The organism is Psychromarinibacter sp. S121, from assembly GCF_049801035.1.
In the GTDB taxonomy this organism is placed as follows: Bacteria; Pseudomonadota; Alphaproteobacteria; order Rhodobacterales; family Rhodobacteraceae; genus Psychromarinibacter.
Genome location: NZ_JBNAGE010000001.1, coordinates 1,183,277 through 1,202,701 on the forward strand (window position 1 = coordinate 1,183,277; position 19,425 = coordinate 1,202,701).

A 19,425-nucleotide genomic window follows, 5' to 3' on the forward strand; every position below is an offset into this window, starting at 1 on the left:
CACGTCGACGGAAAGGGACCGGAATGGCGGAAAAGAACATCTCGCAGGGGCTGAAGCTGGCGCTGGACATGGGGCCGATCCTTGCGTTCTTCGTGGGCTACCTGCTGTTGCGCGACCGGACCTTCATGATCGGCGGCGCGGAATATTCCGGCTTCATCGTCGTGACCGCCGCGTTCATCCCGCTGCTGGCGCTCAGCACGCTGCTTCTGTGGCGGCTGACCGGGACGCTGTCGAAGATGCAGATCGTGACGCTGGTCCTGGTCGTGGTGTTCGGCGGCATGACCGTTTGGCTGAACGACGAACGCTTCTTCAAGATGAAACCCACCATCATCTACGCGCTGTTCGCGCTGGTGCTGGGCTTCGGCCTGATGCGCGGCCAAAGCTACATGCAGTCGGTGATGGGCGAGATGCTTCCGATGGAGCCCGAGGGCTGGATGATCCTGACCAAGCGCGTCACCGCGTTCTTCGTCCTGCTCGCCGTTCTGAACGAGGTGGTCTGGCGCACCATGTCCACCGACGCCTGGGTGAACTTCAAGACCTTCGGCCTGACCATCGGTCTGTTCGCCTTCTTCATGTTGCAGGGCAAGCTGTTCCAGACCTACGGGATCGAGAAGAACGAAGCCGGCGAATAGCTGTCCGGATCCGTCCCGGACCGCCGATGACCGCCGGGTGATGCGGCCGCGAAGTCCCCACAGTATCCGCGCGACGGGATTGACGCGCAGGACCTGTGGGTCTAAGCCAAGAGCCGTGGCGATTTGTACACCGGATTGCGGGCCACGTTAAAAAATTCCGCTAAAGAGGTGTCGGACGGTATGAACCCCCGGCGCTGATTGCGGTGGGGGTTTTTCTGTGCGCGATTAGGAGGCGCAAGGGCATGAGCAAGAACTGGAACACGCGGACGAAACTGGTCCACGAAGGCATCCGCCGCAGCCAGTACGGCGAAGTGAGCGAGGCGATCTTCCTGACGCAGGGCTTCGTCTATGACACCGCCGAGCAGGCCGAGGCGCGGTTCATCGAGATCGGTGACGACGAGTTCATCTACGCCCGCTACGGCAACCCGACGGTCCGCATGTTCGAGGAACGCATCGCCGCGCTGGAAGGGGCGGAAGACGCCTTTGCCACCGCCTCGGGCATGGCGGCGGTGAACGCCGCGCTGACCTCGCTTCTGAAGGCGGGCGATCACGTCGTATCCTCGCGCGCGCTGTTTGGCTCGTGCCTCTATATCCTTGAAGAGATCCTCACCCGCTACGGCGTCGAGGTGACCTTTGTCGACGGCACCGACCTCGCGGCATGGAAGGCGGCGATCCGCGACGACACCAAGGCGGTGTTCTTCGAGACGATGTCGAACCCGACGCTCGAGATCATCGACATCGCCGGAGTGGCCGAACTGGCGCATGCCAAGGGCGCGCTGGTGGTGGCCGACAACGTTTTCGCCACGCCGATCTTCAGCCGCGCGGTCGAGCAGGGCGTCGACCTTGTGGTTTACTCGACCACCAAGCACATCGACGGGCAGGGCCGCTGCCTTGGCGGCGTGGTGCTGGGCTCGAAGGAACTGATCCGCAAGAAGGTCGAACCGTACCTGAAGCACACCGGCGGCGCGCTGTCGCCGTTCAATGCGTGGGTGATGCTGAAGGGCATGGACACGCTGGACCTGCGCGTGCGCGCCGCGGCAGAGGCTTCGCTGAAGCTGGCCGAGGCGCTGGAAGGGCACGAGAAGCTTGCCCGCGTCATCCACCCCAGCCTGCCGTCGCACCCGCAGAACGCGCTGGCCGCGTCGCAGATGGAAGCGGGCGGCACCATGCTTGCGCTGGATGTGAAGGGCGGCAAGGACGCGGCTTTCCGGATGCTGAACGCGTTGGAGATCTGGACGATCTCGAACAACCTCGGCGACTCGAAAAGCATCGCGACCCACCCGGCCACGACCACGCACCAGCGCCTGAGCGAAGAGCAGCGCGCGGCGCTGGGGATCACCGATGGCCTGATCCGCCTGTCGGTGGGGCTGGAAGACGCGGGCGACCTGCTGAACGATCTGACCACGGCGCTGGAACTGGCCTGAGCCGCAACCGGGCCGCGCCCCACGGGGCGCGGTTCAGCCGTCGAGGCGGCGCAGCAGGATCTCGTTCGGATAGGCCTCGTCGCCGATCCCGAAATGCGTGCGCCCGACGATGTCGAAGCCCTGCGCGCGGTAAAAGCCGAGGGCGGGCGTATTGTCCCACAACGTTTGCAGCCAGACCGAACCCGCTCCGCGCGCCTGCGCGACGCCCAGTCCTTGCGCAAGCAGCGCCTTGCCCAGTCCGCGCCCGTGATGGCGGGGCTGAACGTAAAGCGTCCGGATCTCGGTGTCCGAGGCTACGCCCTCGGGCGCGGGGCGGTCCTGCGTGACGCGGACGAAGCCGTCTATGCCATCGCGGTTCTCGGACACGATGACGCTTTCGCGCGGATCGCTCAGCAGCGTCTCGAACCGGTCGGCGGTGAATTCGGACAGCGCGAAGTCGGCGAAGAAGCCGTTCACGCCGTTGCGGATATAGGTGCCGATCCAGACTTCGATCGAGATGGCGGCAAGGCTTGAAGCGTCGGCGCGCGACGCTGGGCGGAACTTCATGGCGGGCTCGCTGTTACCGGATCAGCTGCGGCCGGACCCGCATGCGCTGGCGCCGCTCGTGCGGAAGGTGGCGGTTCAGGCGGACGTTGATGCGTCCGAACACGAAGATGACCGCCAGCGTCAGCAGCACGAAGTAGAAGGCCACGATCGGGTAGGGGATGAACGGGTTGAAGGTCTTGTCCGCGAAGTAGTTGGCGTAATACAGCGCGTCGCCCTTCTGCTGCCACGCCGGGAAGCCAGAGAAGAACACCAGCGTCGTCGCGTGAAACAGGAAGATCGCCTCGTTCGTATAGGCGGGCCACCCGAGGCGCAGCATGGTCGGGTAGATCACCCGCCGGAACTTGGTCCAGCCCGACATGCCGTAAGCGTCCGCCGCTTCGACATCGCCGCGCGGCACCGACCGGAACGCACCATAGAAGATCTCGCCGGAATAGGCGGCGGTGTTCAGGAACAGTACGATCAAAGCCCCCAGCGCCGCGCTGGTGAACGGGTCGAAGATGCTGTTCCACTGCTTCAGCGACAGGAACAGGAAGTAGGCGAGGAAGAACTGGATGAACAGCGGCGAGCCGCGGAACACGAAGATGAACCACTCGGCCGGCTTGCGGACCCAAAGGTTGTCCGACGCCTTCGCCACGGCCAGCGCGATGGCGAGGAAGAAGCCGATCGTCAGGGCGAGGACGCCGTAGTAGATGTTCCAGATCAGGCCCGAACCGATCAGGGTGAACTGCTCGCACAGGGTGAAATCGGTCCTTGGCAGAAGGCGCTCGCCATAGCCGATGCTGCGCAGGCCATAGGCCTGGAAGGTTTCCCAGCAGCTCATAAGAACGCCTCCGAAGATACAGATTTTTCTAGAAAAATCTGGAAATCAGGATCTTCGAGAAGATCCTGTCGCGTGACGCGCCGCCTCATGCTGCCTTCCCCTGACGGACACCGCCCAGCGTCCCCTGACCGTGGCTTAGCCGCCGGGTGATCCGGGCCAGAACGATCTCTGACACCCGCGTGAAGGCGAGGTAGAACACCAAAAGCCCGATGAAGTACCACAGCCGCCAGTCGGGGTGCGGGTAGGCGGTGAAGCGCGGGTTGGCCGAGCCGCCAAGCTCGCGCGCCCAATAGACGATGTCCTCGACCCCCAGCAGGAACAGCAGCGGCGTGGCCTTGATCAGGATCATCCACAGGTTCGACAGGCCGGGCAGGGCGTACATCCACATCTGCGGCACGAGGATGCGCCAGAAGGACTGGCGCGGCGTCATGCCGTAGGCTTCGGCGGTTTCCATCTGCGCGCGCGGCACGGCCCGCATCGCGCCGTAAAGGACGTTGGCCGCGAAGGCTCCGAACACGATGCCGAAGGTGAACACCGCCAGCGAGAAGTTGTAGACCTCGTGCCAGACTTGCGGCGAGGTGGACAGCGGCAGCTTCGCCTGGGCGCAGACGATGAAGTCGTTGCCCTGCCGGATCGGCGCGTCCCAGTCGGGGCACTTGATCTGGTGGCGGATCCATTCCAGCCCCTGATCCAGCGCGATGACGAAGAACATGAAATAGACGATGTCGGGCACGCCGCGAACCATCGCCACGTAGATCTTGCCGAACCAGCGCAGCGGCAGGATCGGCGAGCGCGCGGCCATCGCGCCGCCGAAGCCGAAGATCAGCGCCACGGGGGCGGTGATGAAGATCAGCGCCAGAACCGTCAGGAACGAACCGTAGAACAGGAACTGCTTTCCCGTCGTCAGGTAGCAGGCCATCCAGGGCAGGTTTGAAAGCGTCGAGGGGTCTTCGCAAAAGCCAAACATCGGCGCGGCCTATGTGAGTTCGGAAATCAGGTGAGCGGCGACGCGGTCCGGCGCCTCGAGCTGGGGCAGGTGGCCCAGCCCGGCTAGCGGTTGCAGCGGCACGCCGACAAGGTCGGCCAGCGCCTTGCCGCGGGCCAGCGGAATCCACGGGTCTTCCGCGCCCCACAGAACGGCGGCGGGACAGCGGAGGGTGCCGAACATCGGCTCGACCTCGGCGGTATAGGTTTCGTCGGCCATCGCGAACTGGGCGTAAAAGGCGCGCTGCCCGGTGTCGTCAAGCCAGGGCGCCTTCAGCGCTGTGATGTCGTCTTCGGGCAGCGGGCCGGCCAGCGCGCTGCGGACATAGGCATCGACCACCGCGGCATGAATATGCGGCGGCAGGCCGGTGAAGGCGTCGATGTGACGGCCGACATGGGCGAAGAACTCTGACCCCCACGGGCGCATCGCGACGACGTTCATCAGCACCAGCCGGTCGAAGTCGCGGTCATGCAGCAGGTGCGCGCGCAGCGTCACCGCGCCGCCGAAGTCATGCGCGACCACGCGGGGTGCGTCGAGGCCAAGCTGATCCAGCATCTCGGCGAAGATCTCGCCCTGCACGTCCAGCGACGCGGGGCGGGGGCCGTCCATCTGCGACCGGCCGAAGCCCGGCATGTCGTACCAATGGACGCGGAAACGGTCGGCGAGCGCCGGGATCACGCGGTGCCACGCATAGGACGACCACGGCCAGCCATGCGCAAGCACCAGCGGCGGGCCATCGCCCGCGGCACCGGCCCGGACCTGCCCGGCAGAGGTGTCGTATGTCCGGTCAAGCGTCCACATCGGCGGGCCCGTCGGTTGAAGCGGGGGCAGGCGCAGGGCCCGCCCCCGGCAAAGTGCCTCAGAAGGTCGAGGCGACTTCCCACTTGGTGATCAGTTCGTTCAGCGTTCCGTCGTCCTTCATGGACTGGATCGCCGCGTCGAACTTCTCGCGCAGTTCGGTGTCGCTTTCGCGCAGGCCCATGCCGACGCCGCCGCCGATCATTTCCTCGCGCTCCAGCAGGAACAGGTCGTCATTCTCGCCAGCCGCGGCGGCGAGGTAGGACTTGTCCGCCAGCACCGCGTCGGCTTCGCCGTTGCGGACGGCGGCGATGGTTTCCTCGGGCGTCGGGAACTCGACCAGCGTCCAGCCCTGCTCGGCCACGAAGGCCGCCTGGATGGTGTTGGTCTGGGCTGCGACGACACCGCCTTCCACGTCCACGTCTTCCGACAGGGCGAGGTAGGCCGACGGATCGGGCGGCGTGTATTCCTGCGTGAAGTCAATGACTTCGTCACGCTCGTCGGTGATCGACATGCCGGCGATGATGGTGTCGTAGTTGCCCGACACGAGGTTCGGGATGATCGAATCCCAGTCGTTCGTCACCCACTCGCAGGTCAGCTCGGCGCGGGCGCACAACTCGTCGCCCAGTTCACGCTCGAAGCCGTCGACTTCGCCGGCGTCGTTGATGAAGTTCCACGGAGGGTAGGCGCCCTCGGTGCCCATGCGCACCACGTCCTGCGCCATGGCCGAGCCGGCCGTGACGGCCAGTGCGGCGGCGGTGATCAGCAGCTTTTTCATTGCTTTCTCCCAGTTGAAGCTTGGTTTTCAGGCGGCCCGTGTGGCCGACAGAAACTGTTGCAGACGCGCGGTCTGCGGATTGCCGAAGACCGCGTCGGGCGGGCCTTCTTCCTCGATGCGGCCCTGATGCAGGAACAGGACGTGATCGCTTACATCATGCGCGAGCCGCATGTCGTGGGTCACCAGAAGCATCGTGCGGCCTTCCTCGGCCAGCGCCTTGATGACCTTGACGACTTCCTGTTCCAGTTCGGGGTCCAGCGCGCTGGTCGGTTCGTCGAACAGCAGCGCGCGCGGCTCCATGCACAGCGCCCGCGCGATGGCGGCACGCTGTTGCTGGCCGCCCGAAAGCTGCGCCGGCCAGACGTCGCACTTGTCGCCGATGCCGACCTTGGCAAGATATTCCCGTGCCTTCGCCTCGGTCTCGGTTTTGTCGCGGCCCAGCACCGTCACCGGCGCCTCCATGACGTTCTGCAGGATCGTCATGTGGGACCAGAGATTGAACTGCTGGAACACCATCGACAGGTTCGTGCGGATGCGCAGCACCTGATTGCGGTCGCCGGGGCGGCGGGTCGGCCCCGCGCCCTTCCAGTGGATCGGTTCGCCTTCGAACAGGATCTCGCCCGCCTGACTGTCTTCCAGCAGGTTGCAGCACCTGAGCAGGGTGGATTTGCCCGACCCGGACGAGCCGATCAGCGAGATGACATGTCCGCGCGGCGCCGACATGCTGACACCCTTTAGAACCTCGAGCTGACCATAGCTCTTGTGAAGATCGCGGATTTCTATAACCGGCGGTTGTTCCGTCACGCCTTGCCCTTGTTTCGGGTGTTCCCTGTCGTCTGATAGAGAATTAGGGCGCAATTCTTGAGCAAATGCAACGCGCAAAGGCACGCTCACGCCGGGGGATTGCCTGCGGTCAGTCGATTTTCCGGGCGGATGCCTTCGGAAAGGGCGGTGTCGGCACCGCGTAATAGCGGTCCGCGTCCAGAACCACGAAATCCTGCATGTCCAGCACGGCGCGGTCTTCGTCGGACAGAGAGCGGATCGCATCGGCCAAGGCCAGCCGCAGATCGCCCGCCGGATGTGTTCCGGCGGTGATGAAGGGCAGGCCCGGCGTCGGCGCGGTGCGTCCGACCTCGCGCAGGGCCGCGGCGACCTCCGGGTCCCAGCGGCAGATCATCCGCCACGTCTGCGCGTCGATGCCGGCCACGTCGGCCTCGCCCCGCGCGACCGCGTTGGCCGAGGCACGGTGCGCGCCGGTCAGCACGATGTCGTCGAAGCCCAGCCCCTCGGCGGCAAGGTGGTTGGCGGGCGCGGCCCAGCCGGACTGCGAGTTGCGGCTGTTGCAGGCCAGCGTCATGCCAGCCCAGTCCGCGGGCCGGTCGCGGCCGTCGTCGGCGCGGATCACAAAAACGCTGTTGTAGTGGCCGGGTGGACAATCGGGAAGGCCGTAGTCCGCGGTGCCGACAAGGGTCACGACATCTTTCAGGCGATCGCGAAAGGGCAGGCCGCAGGTTTGCGACAGGGTCAGACCGGGGTCCATCCAGTGTGACCAAAGATCCTCAGGTTGCGTCAGCCGGTCGGGCAGCGACCAACCGCGTTCCCCGGCGTCACGCCACATTTCGGACAAATTTGCACGAATCACACACCACAACTTCTGGTTGGCCGCCTCGGTTTCGGGGCGGTCGTACATCGGCAGGGCTGCGGTCATGCGTTGCGGGCTTCGACGCGCTGGCGGGCAAGGGCGCTGTCGCGGTCGTTGACGCCCAGAAGGTTCGCCACAAGACGCAGAAGCGAGGTCTCTTCCTCGTCCCGAACCCCGTCGGCAAGCACCACCGCCCAAAGCGCTTCGATGACCGCGGCACGGTCTTCGTACGCGACGGCATCCTTGATCGCGCGGGTGAAGCGGACTGTGTCGGGCGCTTCGGCCTCCAGCGCCTCGGCATCGGCGCGAAGCTTCGGGGCCTCGAACGGCGACAGCCCATAGCGCTCGGCCAGCAGGCGGTCGATCAGGCTGGCCTCGTCAGAGGCATATTCCCCGTCCGACCGGGCAACCCTGACAAGCAGCGCGGCAAGGGCCAGTCGCGCGTCGGGATCGGGAAGGGTCTGGGGCATCGGCTCTGTCAGCCGGCGAAGAAGATCTGCGAACATTCACCCGATATAGACCGCGAGTCACCGGCGGGAAAGTGCCTACACCGGGTCGTGAAAAGCGCTTTGAGTCGGGGATTCGTTTCGCAACTCGCCCTAAAAGCGAACAATCCGGGGAATTGTTGTTAGGGTCGTTAACTAGCGATGGGTCATCCGGATGGACATGCTCTGCAAAGCGTCCGTATCCGTTTTCGACAGCACCTGGATGCCGGCCGTGACGACATCAAGCTGTTGAAGTTTATCGCAAATTTCGTCGATCTCGACATCCAGATAATCACGGTCGGCGCGGGCGAAGCCACCCAGCGTCCGGCTGTGGTCGTTGTGGATGGAAGCAGTGAAACCGTAGTTCAGCCCGTAGTCACGTGACTGTTCCATGACGCCGCTTTTGTCCACGTGGCGCAGGTCGCGCCAGCGTACGAAACCGGTATTCTCGAAAGCCCAATGAACCGCCGGATCCTTGATAACAAAGCCATTTCTGGCATAGGCGTCCGTCCACTTCTCGGGGAAGGTCTGGAACAGGAAGGTGGGCGCGTTGTACTTAATGTGCAGGGCGATCGCGAACCCCAGGGGGCACAATTCGTCCAGTTCAGACAACAGGCCGGCGATGTTCGCTCTTTTGTCCACGTTTCTACCGGGAACTCTCTATAAAGTTGCGTGTCTGCGCGGGATCGGCGTATGGTCCTGCAAGACGATTCCTACCGTCTGTTAACACAAAATCGCAATCATTTAATAAGAGAGCGGGTCTTATGGGGATGAACATGAGCTTTGACGTCGAGACCGACGTCTTCAACGATCTGTCGCCGTCAGGACATTTCCTGGCGCTGCGGATCGGTTTCGCATTCCCAATGTTCGAACAGAACGTGCTGCCCGCCGAGTGGGTGCAGCGCTACTCCGCGATGGGGTACGTGCTGTCCGACCCGGTGATGAACTGGCTGTACGCTGCCGACACTGACGCGACCCGCTGGAGCGAGATTGCGCTTCCGGATCCGCGCGGCGTCATGGATGAGGCCGCGAATTTCGGTCTGTCCTTCGGCGTGGCGGTCTGCTGCCGCGACACCGGCCCGCAGGGTCAGCGTAGTTTCGGTTCGTTCGCGCGCTCTGATCGCGAGTTCACGGACCCCGAAATCGAGGCCCTGACGCACAACCTGAAGACGCTGCATGATTCGCTTCTGCCGCCCACGAACCTGACGAAAGCGGAGCTCGAAGCCCTCGGAATGGTCAAAAATGGCCTTTTGATGAAAGAGATTGCAGATTTACTTGGCGTCAGCGAGGGGGCTGTGAAGCAGCGTCTGAAGAACGCGAAATCCAAGCTTAACGCTAAAACTAGTACCCATGCGGCCACCATGGCCACAACTTATGGGCTTATCTAGGATCGTTGCGCGCTTCGCGCGTGAGCGATCGTTCATGACGCACTGTTGATTAGTCATTAACAACCGTTCACAGAACGGGTTAAATCACTCTCCAAGAAGGAGAGTGACCAATGCGCCATATCACGTTCGACTTGTCGACCATGCACGAGCATGGTTCGGCATTCTTCGACTACCTCGGTTTACGAAAACGATTTTTCGTCGATATCCTGAACTGGGACATCCCGCACAACGACAAGTTCGAGATGGACCAGTACGACAATCCGACCGCCTGGTACTCGCTTTGCATCCACGACGGAGAGGTCATCGGCGGCACCCGCGTGATGCCGACCACCGCCCGTTGGGGGAAACACAGCTACATGCTGAAAGACGCGCGCGAGGGTGTTCTCGACAGCATTCCGCATGACGCGATGCCGTCCGACATCATCTCGCCCCTCGTGTGGGAGATGACGCGTCTGGTGATCTCGCCGGATCTGCGCCGCGCCGAAGATCGTGCGCGCTGCCTGCAGTCCGTCGGGCAGGGCCTGTACGACATCGCCGAGGCGCAGAACGTGTCCGAATACATGGGCATCTCGGCGGTGGCGCTGATCCGCGTCCTGCGCCAGCTGGGTTTCCCGCTGGAACGCATGGGCACGCCCTATCACGATGCGGCAGACCGCCGGAACTACACCGTCATGCGCATGCCGGTGCATCTTCAGAACCAGCGGCTGCTTGCCGCCGAGTGAACGCCAGAACGACAGACAGGTACGAGTACACTCACGGTTAACACTCACGGAAGCGCTGCCCGGCGCGCAGGTCCTCCTTCGCATGGTCCCCTCAGACCTGCGCGCCGGCACGTTCCATGACTTATGACCAGCAGCACGAATGACGCGACCCCAAGGGGCCGCGCCCGGTCGCAACCGCCTCAGACGAGGCGGGACATATCCTTTGCCGCGCGCACGAAGTCCGCGAACAGCGGGTGCGGCGAGAACGGTTTGGACTTCAGCTCGGGGTGGAACTGCACGCCGATGAACCACGGGTGGTCCTTCCACTCGACGATTTCGGGCAGGCGTCCGTCCGGCGACATGCCGGAGAAGCACATGCCCTGCTCTTCGAGGTTCTTGCGGTACTTGATGTCCACCTCGTAGCGGTGGCGGTGACGCTCGTCGATGGCGAGGTTGCCGTAGATCTCGGCGACCCGGCTGCCTTCGGCCAGCGTGGCGTCATAGGCGCCCAGCCGCATGGTGCCGCCCTTGTCGTCGCCGACCTTGCGGCTGACGGTCTGGTTGCCCTGCACCCATTCCTTCAGGTGATAGACGACGGGGGTAAAGCGCTTTGCGCCCGCCTCGTGGTCGAATTCCTCGGAACCGGCGTCCTTCAGGCCGCCCACGTTCCGGGCCGCCTCGATCACGGCCATCTGCATGCCAAGGCAAATCCCGAGATACGGTACTTTGTGCTCGCGCGCGAACTGGGCGGCGCGGATCTTGCCTTCCGTCCCGCGCTCGCCGAAGCCGCCGGGAACAAGGATCGCGTGGAAGCCTTCGAGATAGGGCGCGGGGTCTTCGCGCTCAAAGATCTCGGCATCGATCCATTCGGACTTTACCTTCACCCGGTTTGCCATGCCGCCGTGCGTCAGCGCCTCTGCGATGGACTTGTAGGCGTCTTCCAGCTGCGTGTACTTGCCGACGATGGCCACGCGCACCTCGCCCTCTGCGTGGTGCAGGCGGTCTTCTACGTCGATCCAGCGGTCGAGGTTGGGCTTCGGTGCGGGCGAGATGTTGAACGCATCCAGCACCGCCTGATCCAGACCGACCTTGTGATAGGCCATCGGCGCCTCGTAGATCGACTTGAGATCGTAGGCCGGGATCACGCTGTCGGGGCGCACGTTGCAGAACAGGGCGATCTTGCCGCGTTCCTTCTCGGGAATCTCGTGTTCGGAGCGGCACACAAGGATGTCGGGCTGCAGGCCGATGGACCGCAGTTCCTTTACCGAGTGCTGCGTCGGCTTCGTCTTCAGCTCTCCCGAGGCGGCAAGGAAGGGCAGCAGCGTTAGGTGCATCAGGATGCAGTCGCCGCGCGGACGTTCTTGGCTGAACTGGCGGATCGCCTCGAAGAAGGGCAGGCCCTCGATGTCGCCGACCGTGCCGCCGATCTCGCACAGCATGAAGTCGACTTCGTCCTCGCCGATCGAGATCCAGTCCTTGATCTCGTTGGTGACGTGCGGAATGACCTGGATCGTCTTGCCAAGGTAGTCGCCGCGGCGCTCTTTCTCCAGCACGTTGGAATAGATCCGGCCCGACGAGACAGAGTCGGTCGCCCGCGCCGCGACGCCCGTGAAACGTTCATAGTGCCCAAGATCAAGGTCCGTCTCGGCGCCGTCGTCGGTCACGAAGACCTCGCCATGCTCGAACGGGCTCATCGTGCCGGGGTCGACGTTCAGGTAGGGGTCCAGCTTGCGCAGCCGTACGGTGAAACCTCGGGCCTGCAGCAGCGCGCCAAGCGCGGCCGAGGTCAGCCCCTTGCCAAGAGACGAAACCACGCCACCGGTGATGAACACAAAGCGCGCCATATGATGGAAACTCCCGTGAAAGCTCGTGAATCATGCAGGCGGAACGCCGTTGAAAAACGCTTACCCACGGGACTTAAGGTATAACCGATTCCCGCAGGTTGCGCAAGCAAACCGCTACATGGTGTAGAGGGGGAATTTTCCCCCTCAATCAGTTGTGGATATTGTCAGTCGGCGCGCGGCGGGGTCAGCGGGGCGTCGCCATCCGTCGGCGGCAGCAGATCGCTAGCCGGGGGCAGCGCAGGGCCGCTGTTCTCGTCAACCGGCGCGCTGGCGCCGCCGCCGATGCGGTCGATGATCGAGGTGTCGTTCGAGTTGCTTGCGCCGATCACGGTCAGGGCGATCGAGGTCGCGATGAACGCGATCGCAAAGCCCCACGTCAGCTTGCCAAGCGCCGTCGCCGCGCCGCGGGCGGACATCACGCCGCCACCGCCGCCGCCGCCCATGCCAAGGCCACCGCCCTCGGACCGCTGAAGCAGCACCACGCCGATCAGGCACAGGGCAAGGATCAGGTGGATGACGAGGATGACGTTTTCCATGTGTCGGTCTCGGGCCTTTGGGCTTTGCAACGGGGGGTATCTATTGCGCCCGGCGCCATACTGCAACCGATAAAACCACCTGTGATGATCGCTGCGGCCGCGTCAGCTGTCTTCGACGTCGTCCACGTCCAGCTGTCCCGACAGGCGGCGGCGGATGATCGACCAGCTGAGGCCGATTCCCATCACCGCCGAGACGGCGATGATTCCCAGCCAGACCATCGCGTCGGGATCCTCGACCGACAGCCAGCCCATGTCGATCAGCACCCAGACGATGGCGCCCAGCAGCGCAAGGATCAGCAGCGCGCCGAACACGCCGATGGACCGAAGCGTCGCGCGCAGGAAGATGATGTAGCCCACCAGAAGCACCAGACCCAGAAGCACGACGATGGACAGCCGCTCTTCGTAGGTCTCCAGCGCCCAACTGGTATAGTTCCACGGCGTCGGGTTGTAGGTCGCGATCACCAGCACGAAGGCGAATATCCAGCGGATCAGCAGGGGCATCGGTCGGAATTTCCTTTCGCATCCATGTGTGGGGGCGGGTTCAGGCTGTGATTGTCCGATTTGCGGCGCGGGTGTCCAGCGTCAACTGCGCGCTTGCGGGCAGGCGGCCCAATTATCGGTTTCGGTCCCGCGCGGCGGGCGCTATAGGGGGTCCGGTTTCTGACTCCGGTTTCTGATATCGAGGGGAATGGCTATGGCCAACGTCGTCGTCGTGGGCGCCCAGTGGGGCGACGAGGGTAAGGGCAAGATCGTCGACTGGCTGTCCGAGCGGGCAGACGTGATCTGCCGCTTTCAGGGCGGGCACAACGCCGGCCATACGCTGGTGATCGACGGCGAGGTCTACAAGCTGAACGCGCTGCCCTCGGGCGTGGTGCGCGGCGGCAAGCTGTCGGTGATCGGCAACGGCGTCGTGCTGGACCCGTGGCACCTGATCAACGAGATCGACTCGATCCGCGGGCAGGGCGTCGACATCACCCCCGAGACGCTGATGATCGCCGAGAACACGCCGCTGATCCTGCCGATCCACGGTGAACTGGACCGCGCGCGCGAGGCGCAGAACTCGGTCGCCAAGATCGGCACCACCGGGCGCGGCATCGGTCCGGCCTACGAGGACAAGGTGGGCCGCCGGTCCGTCCGCGTCGCCGACCTTGCCGACGACGAGACGCTGGAAAAGCGCGTCGACCGTGCGCTGGTGCACCACGACGCGCTGCGGCGCGGGCTGGGGCTGGAGCCGGTTGACCGTGCGCGCCTGCTGGCCGACCTGCGGGCGATCGCGCCCAAGATCCTCGAATACGCCGCCCCGGTCTGGAAGGTGCTGAACGAGCAGCGCAAGGCCGGCAAGCGCATCCTGTTCGAAGGCGCGCAGGGCGCGCTGCTGGACATCGACTTTGGCACCTATCCGTTCGTGACCTCGTCGAACGTGATTGCCGGGCAGGCCGCCACCGGCGTCGGCCTTGGCCCGACCGCCATCGATTTCGTGCTGGGTATCGTGAAAGCCTACACCACCCGCGTCGGTGAGGGCCCGTTCCCGACCGAGTTGGACGACGCCGACGGCCAGCGCCTTGGCGAGCGGGGCCGCGAATTCGGCACCGTGACGGGACGCAAGCGCCGCTGCGGCTGGTTCGACGCGGTTCTGGTGCGCCAGACCTGCGCCACCTCGGGCGTCAGCGGGATCTCTCTGACCAAGCTGGACGTGCTGGACGGGTTCGAGGAACTGAAGATCTGCACCGGCTACGAACTGGACGGCGAAACGTTGGACTATCTGCCGACCGCCGCCGAGGCGCAGGCACGCTGCACCCCGGTCTACGAGACGATGCCGGGCTGGTCCGAGTCGACGGCCGGGGCGCGGTCGTGGGCCGATCTGCCGGGCGAGGCGGTGAAATACGTGCGCCGGATCGAGGAACTGATCCAGTGCCCGGTTGCGCTGCTGTCGACCTCGCCCGAGCGCGAGGACACCATCCTTGTCACCGACCCGTTCGCCGACTGATGGCGCTGAGCTACAAGGCCCGGCGGCGGCTGTCGCTTTTGTGGCTGCTGGTGGGACTGCCGGTCTACATCGTGCTGGCGGTCACGCTTGTCGGCCTGTTCGACCGGCCGCCATTCCTGCTGGAACTGGCGATCTACGTCGGGCTTGGCGTGATCTGGGCCTTTCTTGCGCGGCCGATCTTCAAGGGTGTGGGCAAGGCTGATCCCGACGCCGAAGACTGATGCCGGCTCACACGATCTTCCAGAAGATCGTGTGGCGCAGAAATTTCTAGAAATTTCTGTGGCTTGCCGAGCTTTCCTGCGACCCTTGCGGGCGATCTGCGGGCAAGAAAAAAGGCGGAGTGTTCGCACACTCCGCCCAGTTGGCTTGTGATAACACAAGCACACGAACACCTTGAAATAGGTTGGATCAGCCGGCGGCGGACCGCCGCTGAGCGTCATTGAAGCGGCTGTTCGGCGCGACCGTGAAGCGGCCACGCTCGACCCGCAGGATGCGGCCTTCGCGCAGCAGCACGCCGAAGGCGCGCAGACCGTCTTCGCGGCTGAAGGCGCCGTCCGGCAGAAGGCGGGCGACACGGCTCATGATCTGCGGGCGCGAGTTCGAGCTTTCGCCCTGCACCGCGCCGGCATAGGCCGCCGAGGCTTCAAGCAGTTCCTGCAGCCCGTCCGGCGCGGTCCGGTCGACGAAGGCCTTGAAGCCGTCTTCCGATACGTCGCCCTGACCGGCAGCCTCGGTCGCGTCCACGTCTTCGGCGCGGACACGGCGCGGGCGCACCGGGCGCGCGGCCTGTTCGGCGTCGGCAGCTTCAGAGCGGTCGATGCGCTGTTCCGACACCAGCATCAGCGGCGCCATCGGGCGCTTGCGGCGCGGGGCGTCGTCGGACGTGCTGACCGTCGGACGGCGCAGCCCAGAGGGGCGGTCGGCGGCAGGCTCGGGCTTGAGCGCTTCGGCCATCGGCTCGGGCTGGCGGTCTTCGATCTCGGTCTCTTCCAGGCGCGGGGTCTCGTCCTGTGCGGTCTCGTCGGTCAGCGCGGGACCGGCCGGGGCGCGAACGGCGCTGGCAAGGTCGTCGCGGTACTGGTTCATCGCGCGTTCGGCTTCGCGCTCGCGCTTGTTGGCGGCGCGTCCGCCATCGGCGCGCACCGCGGCCACGGCGGCCTTCAGGTGGGCGATGGCCGAGCGGCGGCGCTTGCTGTCGTTGTTGCGCAGTTCGCTGTCGGCCTGCGCCAGCAGGCGGTCGACGGGCACGTCGCCGGTTTCGGCCTCGTGCGGGGTCTCGGTGTCGGTGCCTTCGTCGTCCGCGTGGCGCTGCACCTCGGCGGCGGCGGCGGCAAGGTCGGCGGCCACGGCGTCGCGGTGGCTTGCACCGTCTTCGTCGGTCGCCTCGTCGTCCTGCCCGGCGCGCATCAGTTCGTCGATCAGGTCGGCTTCGTCGTCCTCGGACAGGCCGGTGTCGCCAAGGGCGGCGCGGATTTCGTCGCGGTCGCTCAGCGGCGCGGCTTCGTCGTCGTCCAGCGAGGTCAGGTCCTGAACCTCGGCGTCTTCCTCGACATACTGGGCGTCGAATTCCTCGCGCGACATTTTCAGGACGCGGACGCGGGGCGCCTCGGCTTCATCTTCGTCCTCGGCGGCGTCTTCCTCGTCGATGCGCTCTGCCGGGGTCAGCGACAGCGGCGGCAGACGGTCGTCGGCTTCGGCGGTCTCTTCGACCTCGTCCTCATCCTCATCCTCGATCGCTTCCGCTTCGGGCGCGGCGCCGAGGATTTCGTTCAGGTCGAGTTCGATGTCGGCGAGGTCTTCGTCTTCCTCGTAGGCCTCGGCCACTTCGGACGCGGCTTCGGCAGTCTCTTCCTCGCCTTCGTCTTCGGTCGCGCCAAGGTCCAGCGTCTCGACGTCGAAACCTTCATCCTCGAACGAGGCTTCATCTTCGGCGGTCTCTTCTTCGGCCTCGGCCACGGCCTCGGGGAGTTCGATGCCAGCGGTTTCCGGCAGTTCCAACGCGATTTCTTCGGCTTCGTCCTCGGCGGTCTCGTCTTCGTCCGCCTCGACGGCGAAGGCTTCCGAGATGTCAGGCATGTCGGTCGCGGCGGGAATGTCTTCCGCCTCGTCCTCGGTCAGTTCGTCGTCGGGCATGCCGAAGGCGGCCAGCGCATCTTCGGTGGCGGGGTCTTCGGCCTCGGTCCACGCGTCAGAGACGGCGACGGCCTCGTCTTCGTCGTCCGCGTTGAGGTCCGGCTGATACTCGGGCGTTTCGGCCAGTTCGGCGGGCACGGCGGCTTCGGCCTCGAAACCCATGGCGGCGAGGTCTTCCATCGCCGGCTCGTCGTCGAGATCCCCGGCGACGTCATCGGCGGTTTCTTCAGCGGCGGTATCGTCCTCGGCGGCTTCGGACACGAGGTCTTCTTCGTCCGCCTCGTCCGCGGTCACATCGGCGGGGACAACGCCCAGTTCCGCGGCGGCGACGGCATCGAGCATGCCCTCGTCATCGGCGGCCGATTCGTCGGCGACGGCGGTTTCTTCCTCGTCAGTCTCTTCCTCGGCGGGTGCGGTCAGGATGTCTTCGACCGGAGCGTTCGACAGTTCCGGGCGCTCGTCCTCGGCGAAGGAGGAGGCAAGCTGCGGCTCGGTCTGGGCGCGGGCCACGGCGGCGCGGATGCGGCGCAGTTTCTCGGCCACCGTTTCGGCGTGCGGGTCGACGGGTTCGGCAGGTGTCTCGGGCGCTTCGGGTGCGGCAGCCGGCGCGGCGGTCGCGGCCGGCGCTTCGGGGGCAGCGTCAGCGCGGGCGGCGACAGAGGCGGCCACGGTCGCGGCGACCATCGGGGCGGCGCCCATCGCGGCGGGGGCGGGGGTGGCAGCGGGCGCGGCTTCGGCAACGTCCTGCGATTGCTGGGGGACATCGGTATCGGCGTCGTCCGCCGGGCGCAGCAGGATGCCGTTCTTTTCTACCCGCGCCTCGACCCGGCGCTGGATCTCACGCTCGGCGATGCGGTGCAGCATCTCGGCGTCCGGCGTCGGCGGTTCGGCACCGAAATAGCGGTCGTCCGCGGCCAGGTCGCGGAAATATTCCGCGATGGATTTCATCGTCGAGAACGGCTCGTCAAAGCCCTCGAGCGTGCAGGAAAAGGTCCCGTAGGATACCGTCAGGATTTTGCTGGCGTTAACCATAAGAGTATCGCTTTCTCCCCGTTCAACACGAACATATTTACCATGCGGTGGTTCCGAATTCGGAACAGAACAGAGGTTATTGCGGTATTTTTTCTGGGTCAGATTGTGGCCTAACCCCAAATATCCCATTAACAATCGCATGAAAAATCCGTTTGTCCAATCACAGGTGCCGGTAACTTTGGTGGGGGGCGCCCCGCTGGAAAGCGACCGGTTGCAGGAATCGCTTGCGCTTGCGCCGTTCCTTGTCGCGGCCGATGGCGGCGCGGCGCGCGCGATGGAGGGCGGGCATACGCCCCGGGCGGTGATTGGCGACATGGACTCGCTTGGTCCCGGCCTGCGCGCGCAGCTTGATCCCGCGACGGTTCTGGAAATCGCCGAGCAGGACAGCACCGACTTCGACAAGTGCCTTGCCAACATTTCCGCGCCGCTGGTGATCGCGGTGGGCTTCACCGGCGCGCGGCTGGATCACGAACTGGCGGTCTACAACGTGCTGGCGCGGCGTCGCGCGGGCGCGGGCGCGGCGGTGGTGCTGGGCACCCACGACGTCGCATTCCACGCGCCGCCCGCGCTGCGGCTGGACCTGCCCGAAGGCAGCCGGGTGTCGCTGTTTCCGATGGCGCCGGTGACGGGGCGCAGCCGTGGCCTGCGCTGGCCGATCGACGGGATCGGGTTCGCGCCCGCCGGACGGTCCGGCACATCGAACGAGGTCGCGGGCGGTCCGGTCGAGCTGGACCTGGACGGGCCGGGCATGCTGATGATCCTGCCGCGCGCGGCGCTTACACAGGTGGTCCGGACACTTTCGGGCGGCTGACCCGGTGTTCGCGGTAGATCACGTAAAGCCCCGCCGCGATGGTCACGAGGATGCCGGCAGCGGCCAGCCCGTCCGGCAGGTCGCGGAACACGATCCAGCCGATCAGGGTGGCGAAGGGGATTTCGAGATACTGCATCGGCGCGAGGGTCGATGTGGGGGCGAAGCGGAGCGACCACGTCATGACAAGGTGCGCCACGGTGCCGACAACGCCCATCGCCGCCAGCAGCCACATCTGGTTCCACGTGAGGTCGGCGGGGGCCACTCCCTGCGATCCCATCGCATCGGCGGCGACGATTACCGGGAACAGCACGACGCAGGCCATGACGCCGCTGACGGCCTGCAGCGCCACCGGGTCGGCGGCCTTGGCGATGGTGCGGGTCACCAGCATGAACAACGCGAAGATCACCGCCACCGCCAGCGGCCACAGGGCCGGGGCGCCGACCTCGGCAAAGCTGGGCTGCACCACCATCATCGTGCCCGCGAACCCCACCGCGCAGGCGGCTAGGCGGCGGGGGCCCACCTGTTCGCCCAGCACCAGCCAGCCCAGCAGCAACATCAGGAACGGCATCACGAAGGCGATGGCGATGGCGTCGGCCAGCGGCAGGTACCGCAGCGCGATCACCACCGCCGCGATTCCGGCCACGTGCAGCACGGTGCGCAGGGCGGTCAGCCACAGCACACGGGCGGGCAGGGCGAAGGGCGATCCGTTGCGGCGCGCCAGCGGATAGAGGATCAGCGCTTGCATCGCGAAGCGGGCGACAAGGATCTGCAGCAGGGGCACCACGCTGCCCAGCAGCTTGGCCAACGCGTCACCAAGCGGCGCGAGCAGGCAGAAGGCCAGCATCAGGAGGATGCCAAGAAGGGGGCGGTCGGGGTTCATGGG

21 protein-coding genes and 1 riboswitch are annotated in these 19,425 nt (G+C 65.3%); of the genes, 7 read left to right on the plus strand and 14 right to left on the minus strand.

Annotated features, from left to right (window positions below):
• The first annotated feature begins 23 nt into the window (after positions 1-23).
• Positions 24-632 carry an inner membrane-spanning protein YciB gene (locus ACP156_RS05680; protein ID WP_425050333.1) on the plus strand — a complete coding sequence of 203 codons (609 nt, stop codon included), beginning with the start codon at positions 24-26 and terminating at the stop codon, positions 630-632.
• 105 nt (positions 633-737) lie between these two features.
• A riboswitch (SAM riboswitch) is annotated at positions 738-817 on the plus strand.
• A gap of 57 nt (positions 818-874) precedes the next feature.
• Positions 875-2,056: an O-succinylhomoserine sulfhydrylase gene (metZ, locus tag ACP156_RS05685; protein WP_425050334.1), complete on the plus strand. Its 1,182-nt coding sequence runs from the start codon at positions 875-877 to the stop codon at positions 2,054-2,056.
• Positions 2,057-2,089: 33 nt separating this feature from the next.
• On the opposite strand, the gene ACP156_RS05690 is transcribed toward metZ, so the two are convergent.
• The 9 genes from ACP156_RS05690 to ACP156_RS05730 all read right to left on the minus strand — a co-directional run bounded on the left by ACP156_RS05690 (position 2,090) and on the right by ACP156_RS05730 (position 8,752).
• On the minus strand, positions 2,090-2,602 hold the full coding sequence (locus ACP156_RS05690) for an N-acetyltransferase family protein (RefSeq protein WP_425050335.1): 513 nt from the start codon (positions 2,600-2,602) through the stop codon (positions 2,090-2,092).
• Positions 2,603-2,615: 13 nt separating this feature from the next.
• Positions 2,616-3,422 (minus strand): ABC transporter permease, encoded by an 807-nt coding sequence (locus ACP156_RS05695; protein WP_425050336.1) that lies wholly within the window; start codon positions 3,420-3,422, stop codon positions 2,616-2,618.
• A gap of 85 nt (positions 3,423-3,507) precedes the next feature.
• Positions 3,508-4,389, minus strand: coding sequence for an ABC transporter permease (locus ACP156_RS05700; protein WP_425050337.1), 882 nt, complete (start codon positions 4,387-4,389; stop codon positions 3,508-3,510).
• Between the two features lie 9 nt (positions 4,390-4,398).
• On the minus strand, positions 4,399-5,208 hold the full coding sequence (locus ACP156_RS05705; protein WP_425050338.1) for an alpha/beta fold hydrolase: 810 nt from the start codon (positions 5,206-5,208) through the stop codon (positions 4,399-4,401).
• A 58-nt stretch (positions 5,209-5,266) separates the two neighbouring features.
• Entirely contained in the window at positions 5,267-5,983 is a 717-nt protein-coding gene (locus ACP156_RS05710) for a transporter substrate-binding domain-containing protein (RefSeq protein ID WP_425050339.1), read from the minus strand.
• A 27-nt stretch (positions 5,984-6,010) separates the two neighbouring features.
• Positions 6,011-6,787, minus strand: coding sequence for an ABC transporter ATP-binding protein (locus ACP156_RS05715; protein ID WP_425050340.1), 777 nt, complete (start codon positions 6,785-6,787; stop codon positions 6,011-6,013).
• Between the two features lie 109 nt (positions 6,788-6,896).
• Complete coding sequence (locus tag ACP156_RS05720; RefSeq protein ID WP_425050341.1) at positions 6,897-7,691, minus strand: phosphate/phosphite/phosphonate ABC transporter substrate-binding protein; 795 nt, start codon at positions 7,689-7,691, stop codon at positions 6,897-6,899.
• A complete protein-coding gene (locus tag ACP156_RS05725; RefSeq protein WP_425050342.1) occupies positions 7,688-8,131 on the minus strand; it encodes a TerB family tellurite resistance protein in 444 nt (147 codons plus the stop codon). Before ACP156_RS05725 ends, ACP156_RS05720 begins: the two co-directional genes overlap by 4 nt.
• Before the next feature lie 135 nt (positions 8,132-8,266).
• Complete coding sequence (locus ACP156_RS05730; protein WP_425050343.1) at positions 8,267-8,752, minus strand: autoinducer binding domain-containing protein; 486 nt, start codon at positions 8,750-8,752, stop codon at positions 8,267-8,269.
• A 134-nt stretch (positions 8,753-8,886) separates the two neighbouring features.
• Between ACP156_RS05730 and ACP156_RS05735 the strand changes: the two genes are divergently transcribed.
• Positions 8,887-9,498 (plus strand): helix-turn-helix transcriptional regulator, encoded by a 612-nt coding sequence (locus tag ACP156_RS05735; protein ID WP_425050344.1) that lies wholly within the window; start codon positions 8,887-8,889, stop codon positions 9,496-9,498.
• A 110-nt stretch (positions 9,499-9,608) separates the two neighbouring features.
• The gene (locus ACP156_RS05740; protein ID WP_425050345.1) at positions 9,609-10,220 is read left to right on the plus strand and encodes an acyl-homoserine-lactone synthase; all 612 of its coding nucleotides are present in this window, start codon (positions 9,609-9,611) and stop codon (positions 10,218-10,220) included.
• 179 nt (positions 10,221-10,399) lie between these two features.
• On the opposite strand, the gene ACP156_RS05745 is transcribed toward ACP156_RS05740, so the two are convergent.
• The 3 genes from ACP156_RS05745 to ACP156_RS05755 all read right to left on the minus strand — a co-directional run bounded on the left by ACP156_RS05745 (position 10,400) and on the right by ACP156_RS05755 (position 13,080).
• Entirely contained in the window at positions 10,400-12,043 is a 1,644-nt protein-coding gene (locus ACP156_RS05745) for a CTP synthase (RefSeq protein ID WP_425050346.1), read from the minus strand.
• Between the two features lie 164 nt (positions 12,044-12,207).
• Positions 12,208-12,579, minus strand: a complete 372-nt coding sequence (secG, locus tag ACP156_RS05750) for a preprotein translocase subunit SecG (protein WP_425050347.1) — start codon at positions 12,577-12,579, stop codon at positions 12,208-12,210.
• Positions 12,580-12,681: 102 nt separating this feature from the next.
• Positions 12,682-13,080: a DUF6524 family protein gene (locus ACP156_RS05755; protein WP_425050348.1), complete on the minus strand. Its 399-nt coding sequence runs from the start codon at positions 13,078-13,080 to the stop codon at positions 12,682-12,684.
• Between the two features lie 193 nt (positions 13,081-13,273).
• On the opposite strand from ACP156_RS05755, the gene ACP156_RS05760 reads away from it, so the two are divergent.
• Positions 13,274-14,566, plus strand: a complete 1,293-nt coding sequence (locus tag ACP156_RS05760; RefSeq protein ID WP_425050349.1) for an adenylosuccinate synthase — start codon at positions 13,274-13,276, stop codon at positions 14,564-14,566.
• Positions 14,566-14,787 (plus strand): DUF2842 domain-containing protein, encoded by a 222-nt coding sequence (locus ACP156_RS05765; protein ID WP_425050350.1) that lies wholly within the window; start codon positions 14,566-14,568, stop codon positions 14,785-14,787. Before ACP156_RS05760 ends, ACP156_RS05765 begins: the two co-directional genes overlap by 1 nt.
• Positions 14,788-14,974: 187 nt before the next feature.
• Here ACP156_RS05765 and ACP156_RS05770 read toward each other — a convergent pair whose 3' ends face one another.
• Positions 14,975-17,731, minus strand: coding sequence for a hypothetical protein (locus tag ACP156_RS05770; RefSeq protein ID WP_425050351.1), 2,757 nt, complete (start codon positions 17,729-17,731; stop codon positions 14,975-14,977).
• 139 nt (positions 17,732-17,870) lie between these two features.
• Here ACP156_RS05770 and ACP156_RS05775 point away from each other — a divergent pair, with 139 nt between their 5' ends.
• The gene (locus ACP156_RS05775) at positions 17,871-18,542 is read left to right on the plus strand and encodes a thiamine diphosphokinase (RefSeq protein ID WP_425050352.1); all 672 of its coding nucleotides are present in this window, start codon (positions 17,871-17,873) and stop codon (positions 18,540-18,542) included.
• Here the strand turns inward: ACP156_RS05775 and ACP156_RS05780 are convergent.
• Positions 18,508-19,422, minus strand: a complete 915-nt coding sequence (locus ACP156_RS05780; protein ID WP_425050353.1) for a DMT family transporter — start codon at positions 19,420-19,422, stop codon at positions 18,508-18,510. The two genes, ACP156_RS05775 and ACP156_RS05780, sit on opposite strands and share 35 nt — an antisense overlap.
• Positions 19,423-19,425 lie beyond the last annotated feature (3 nt).

What these genes read in the sequence shown, in the direction of transcription:
- ACP156_RS05680 (WP_425050333.1), top strand. Translation starts at nt 24, where the DNA reads ATGGCGGAAAAGAACATCTCGCAGGGGCTGAAGCTGGCGCTGGACATG.
- metZ (WP_425050334.1), top strand. Translation starts at nt 875, where the DNA reads ATGAGCAAGAACTGGAACACGCGGACGAAACTGGTCCACGAAGGCATC.
- ACP156_RS05690 (WP_425050335.1), bottom strand. Translation starts at nt 2,602, where the DNA reads ATGAAGTTCCGCCCAGCGTCGCGCGCCGACGCTTCAAGCCTTGCCGCC.
- ACP156_RS05695 (WP_425050336.1), bottom strand. Translation starts at nt 3,422, where the DNA reads ATGAGCTGCTGGGAAACCTTCCAGGCCTATGGCCTGCGCAGCATCGGC.
- ACP156_RS05700 (WP_425050337.1), bottom strand. Translation starts at nt 4,389, where the DNA reads ATGTTTGGCTTTTGCGAAGACCCCTCGACGCTTTCAAACCTGCCCTGG.
- ACP156_RS05705 (WP_425050338.1), bottom strand. Translation starts at nt 5,208, where the DNA reads ATGTGGACGCTTGACCGGACATACGACACCTCTGCCGGGCAGGTCCGG.
- ACP156_RS05710 (WP_425050339.1), bottom strand. Translation starts at nt 5,983, where the DNA reads ATGAAAAAGCTGCTGATCACCGCCGCCGCACTGGCCGTCACGGCCGGC.
- ACP156_RS05720 (WP_425050341.1), bottom strand. Translation starts at nt 7,691, where the DNA reads ATGACCGCAGCCCTGCCGATGTACGACCGCCCCGAAACCGAGGCGGCC.
- ACP156_RS05725 (WP_425050342.1), bottom strand. Translation starts at nt 8,131, where the DNA reads ATGTTCGCAGATCTTCTTCGCCGGCTGACAGAGCCGATGCCCCAGACC.
- ACP156_RS05735 (WP_425050344.1), top strand. Translation starts at nt 8,887, where the DNA reads ATGAGCTTTGACGTCGAGACCGACGTCTTCAACGATCTGTCGCCGTCA.
- ACP156_RS05740 (WP_425050345.1), top strand. Translation starts at nt 9,609, where the DNA reads ATGCGCCATATCACGTTCGACTTGTCGACCATGCACGAGCATGGTTCG.
- ACP156_RS05745 (WP_425050346.1), bottom strand. Translation starts at nt 12,043, where the DNA reads ATGGCGCGCTTTGTGTTCATCACCGGTGGCGTGGTTTCGTCTCTTGGC.
- secG (WP_425050347.1), bottom strand. Translation starts at nt 12,579, where the DNA reads ATGGAAAACGTCATCCTCGTCATCCACCTGATCCTTGCCCTGTGCCTG.
- ACP156_RS05755 (WP_425050348.1), bottom strand. Translation starts at nt 13,080, where the DNA reads ATGCCCCTGCTGATCCGCTGGATATTCGCCTTCGTGCTGGTGATCGCG.
- ACP156_RS05760 (WP_425050349.1), top strand. Translation starts at nt 13,274, where the DNA reads ATGGCCAACGTCGTCGTCGTGGGCGCCCAGTGGGGCGACGAGGGTAAG.
- ACP156_RS05765 (WP_425050350.1), top strand. Translation starts at nt 14,566, where the DNA reads ATGGCGCTGAGCTACAAGGCCCGGCGGCGGCTGTCGCTTTTGTGGCTG.
- ACP156_RS05770 (WP_425050351.1), bottom strand. Translation starts at nt 17,731, where the DNA reads ATGGTTAACGCCAGCAAAATCCTGACGGTATCCTACGGGACCTTTTCC.
- ACP156_RS05775 (WP_425050352.1), top strand. Translation starts at nt 17,871, where the DNA reads ATGAAAAATCCGTTTGTCCAATCACAGGTGCCGGTAACTTTGGTGGGG.
- ACP156_RS05780 (WP_425050353.1), bottom strand. Translation starts at nt 19,422, where the DNA reads ATGAACCCCGACCGCCCCCTTCTTGGCATCCTCCTGATGCTGGCCTTC.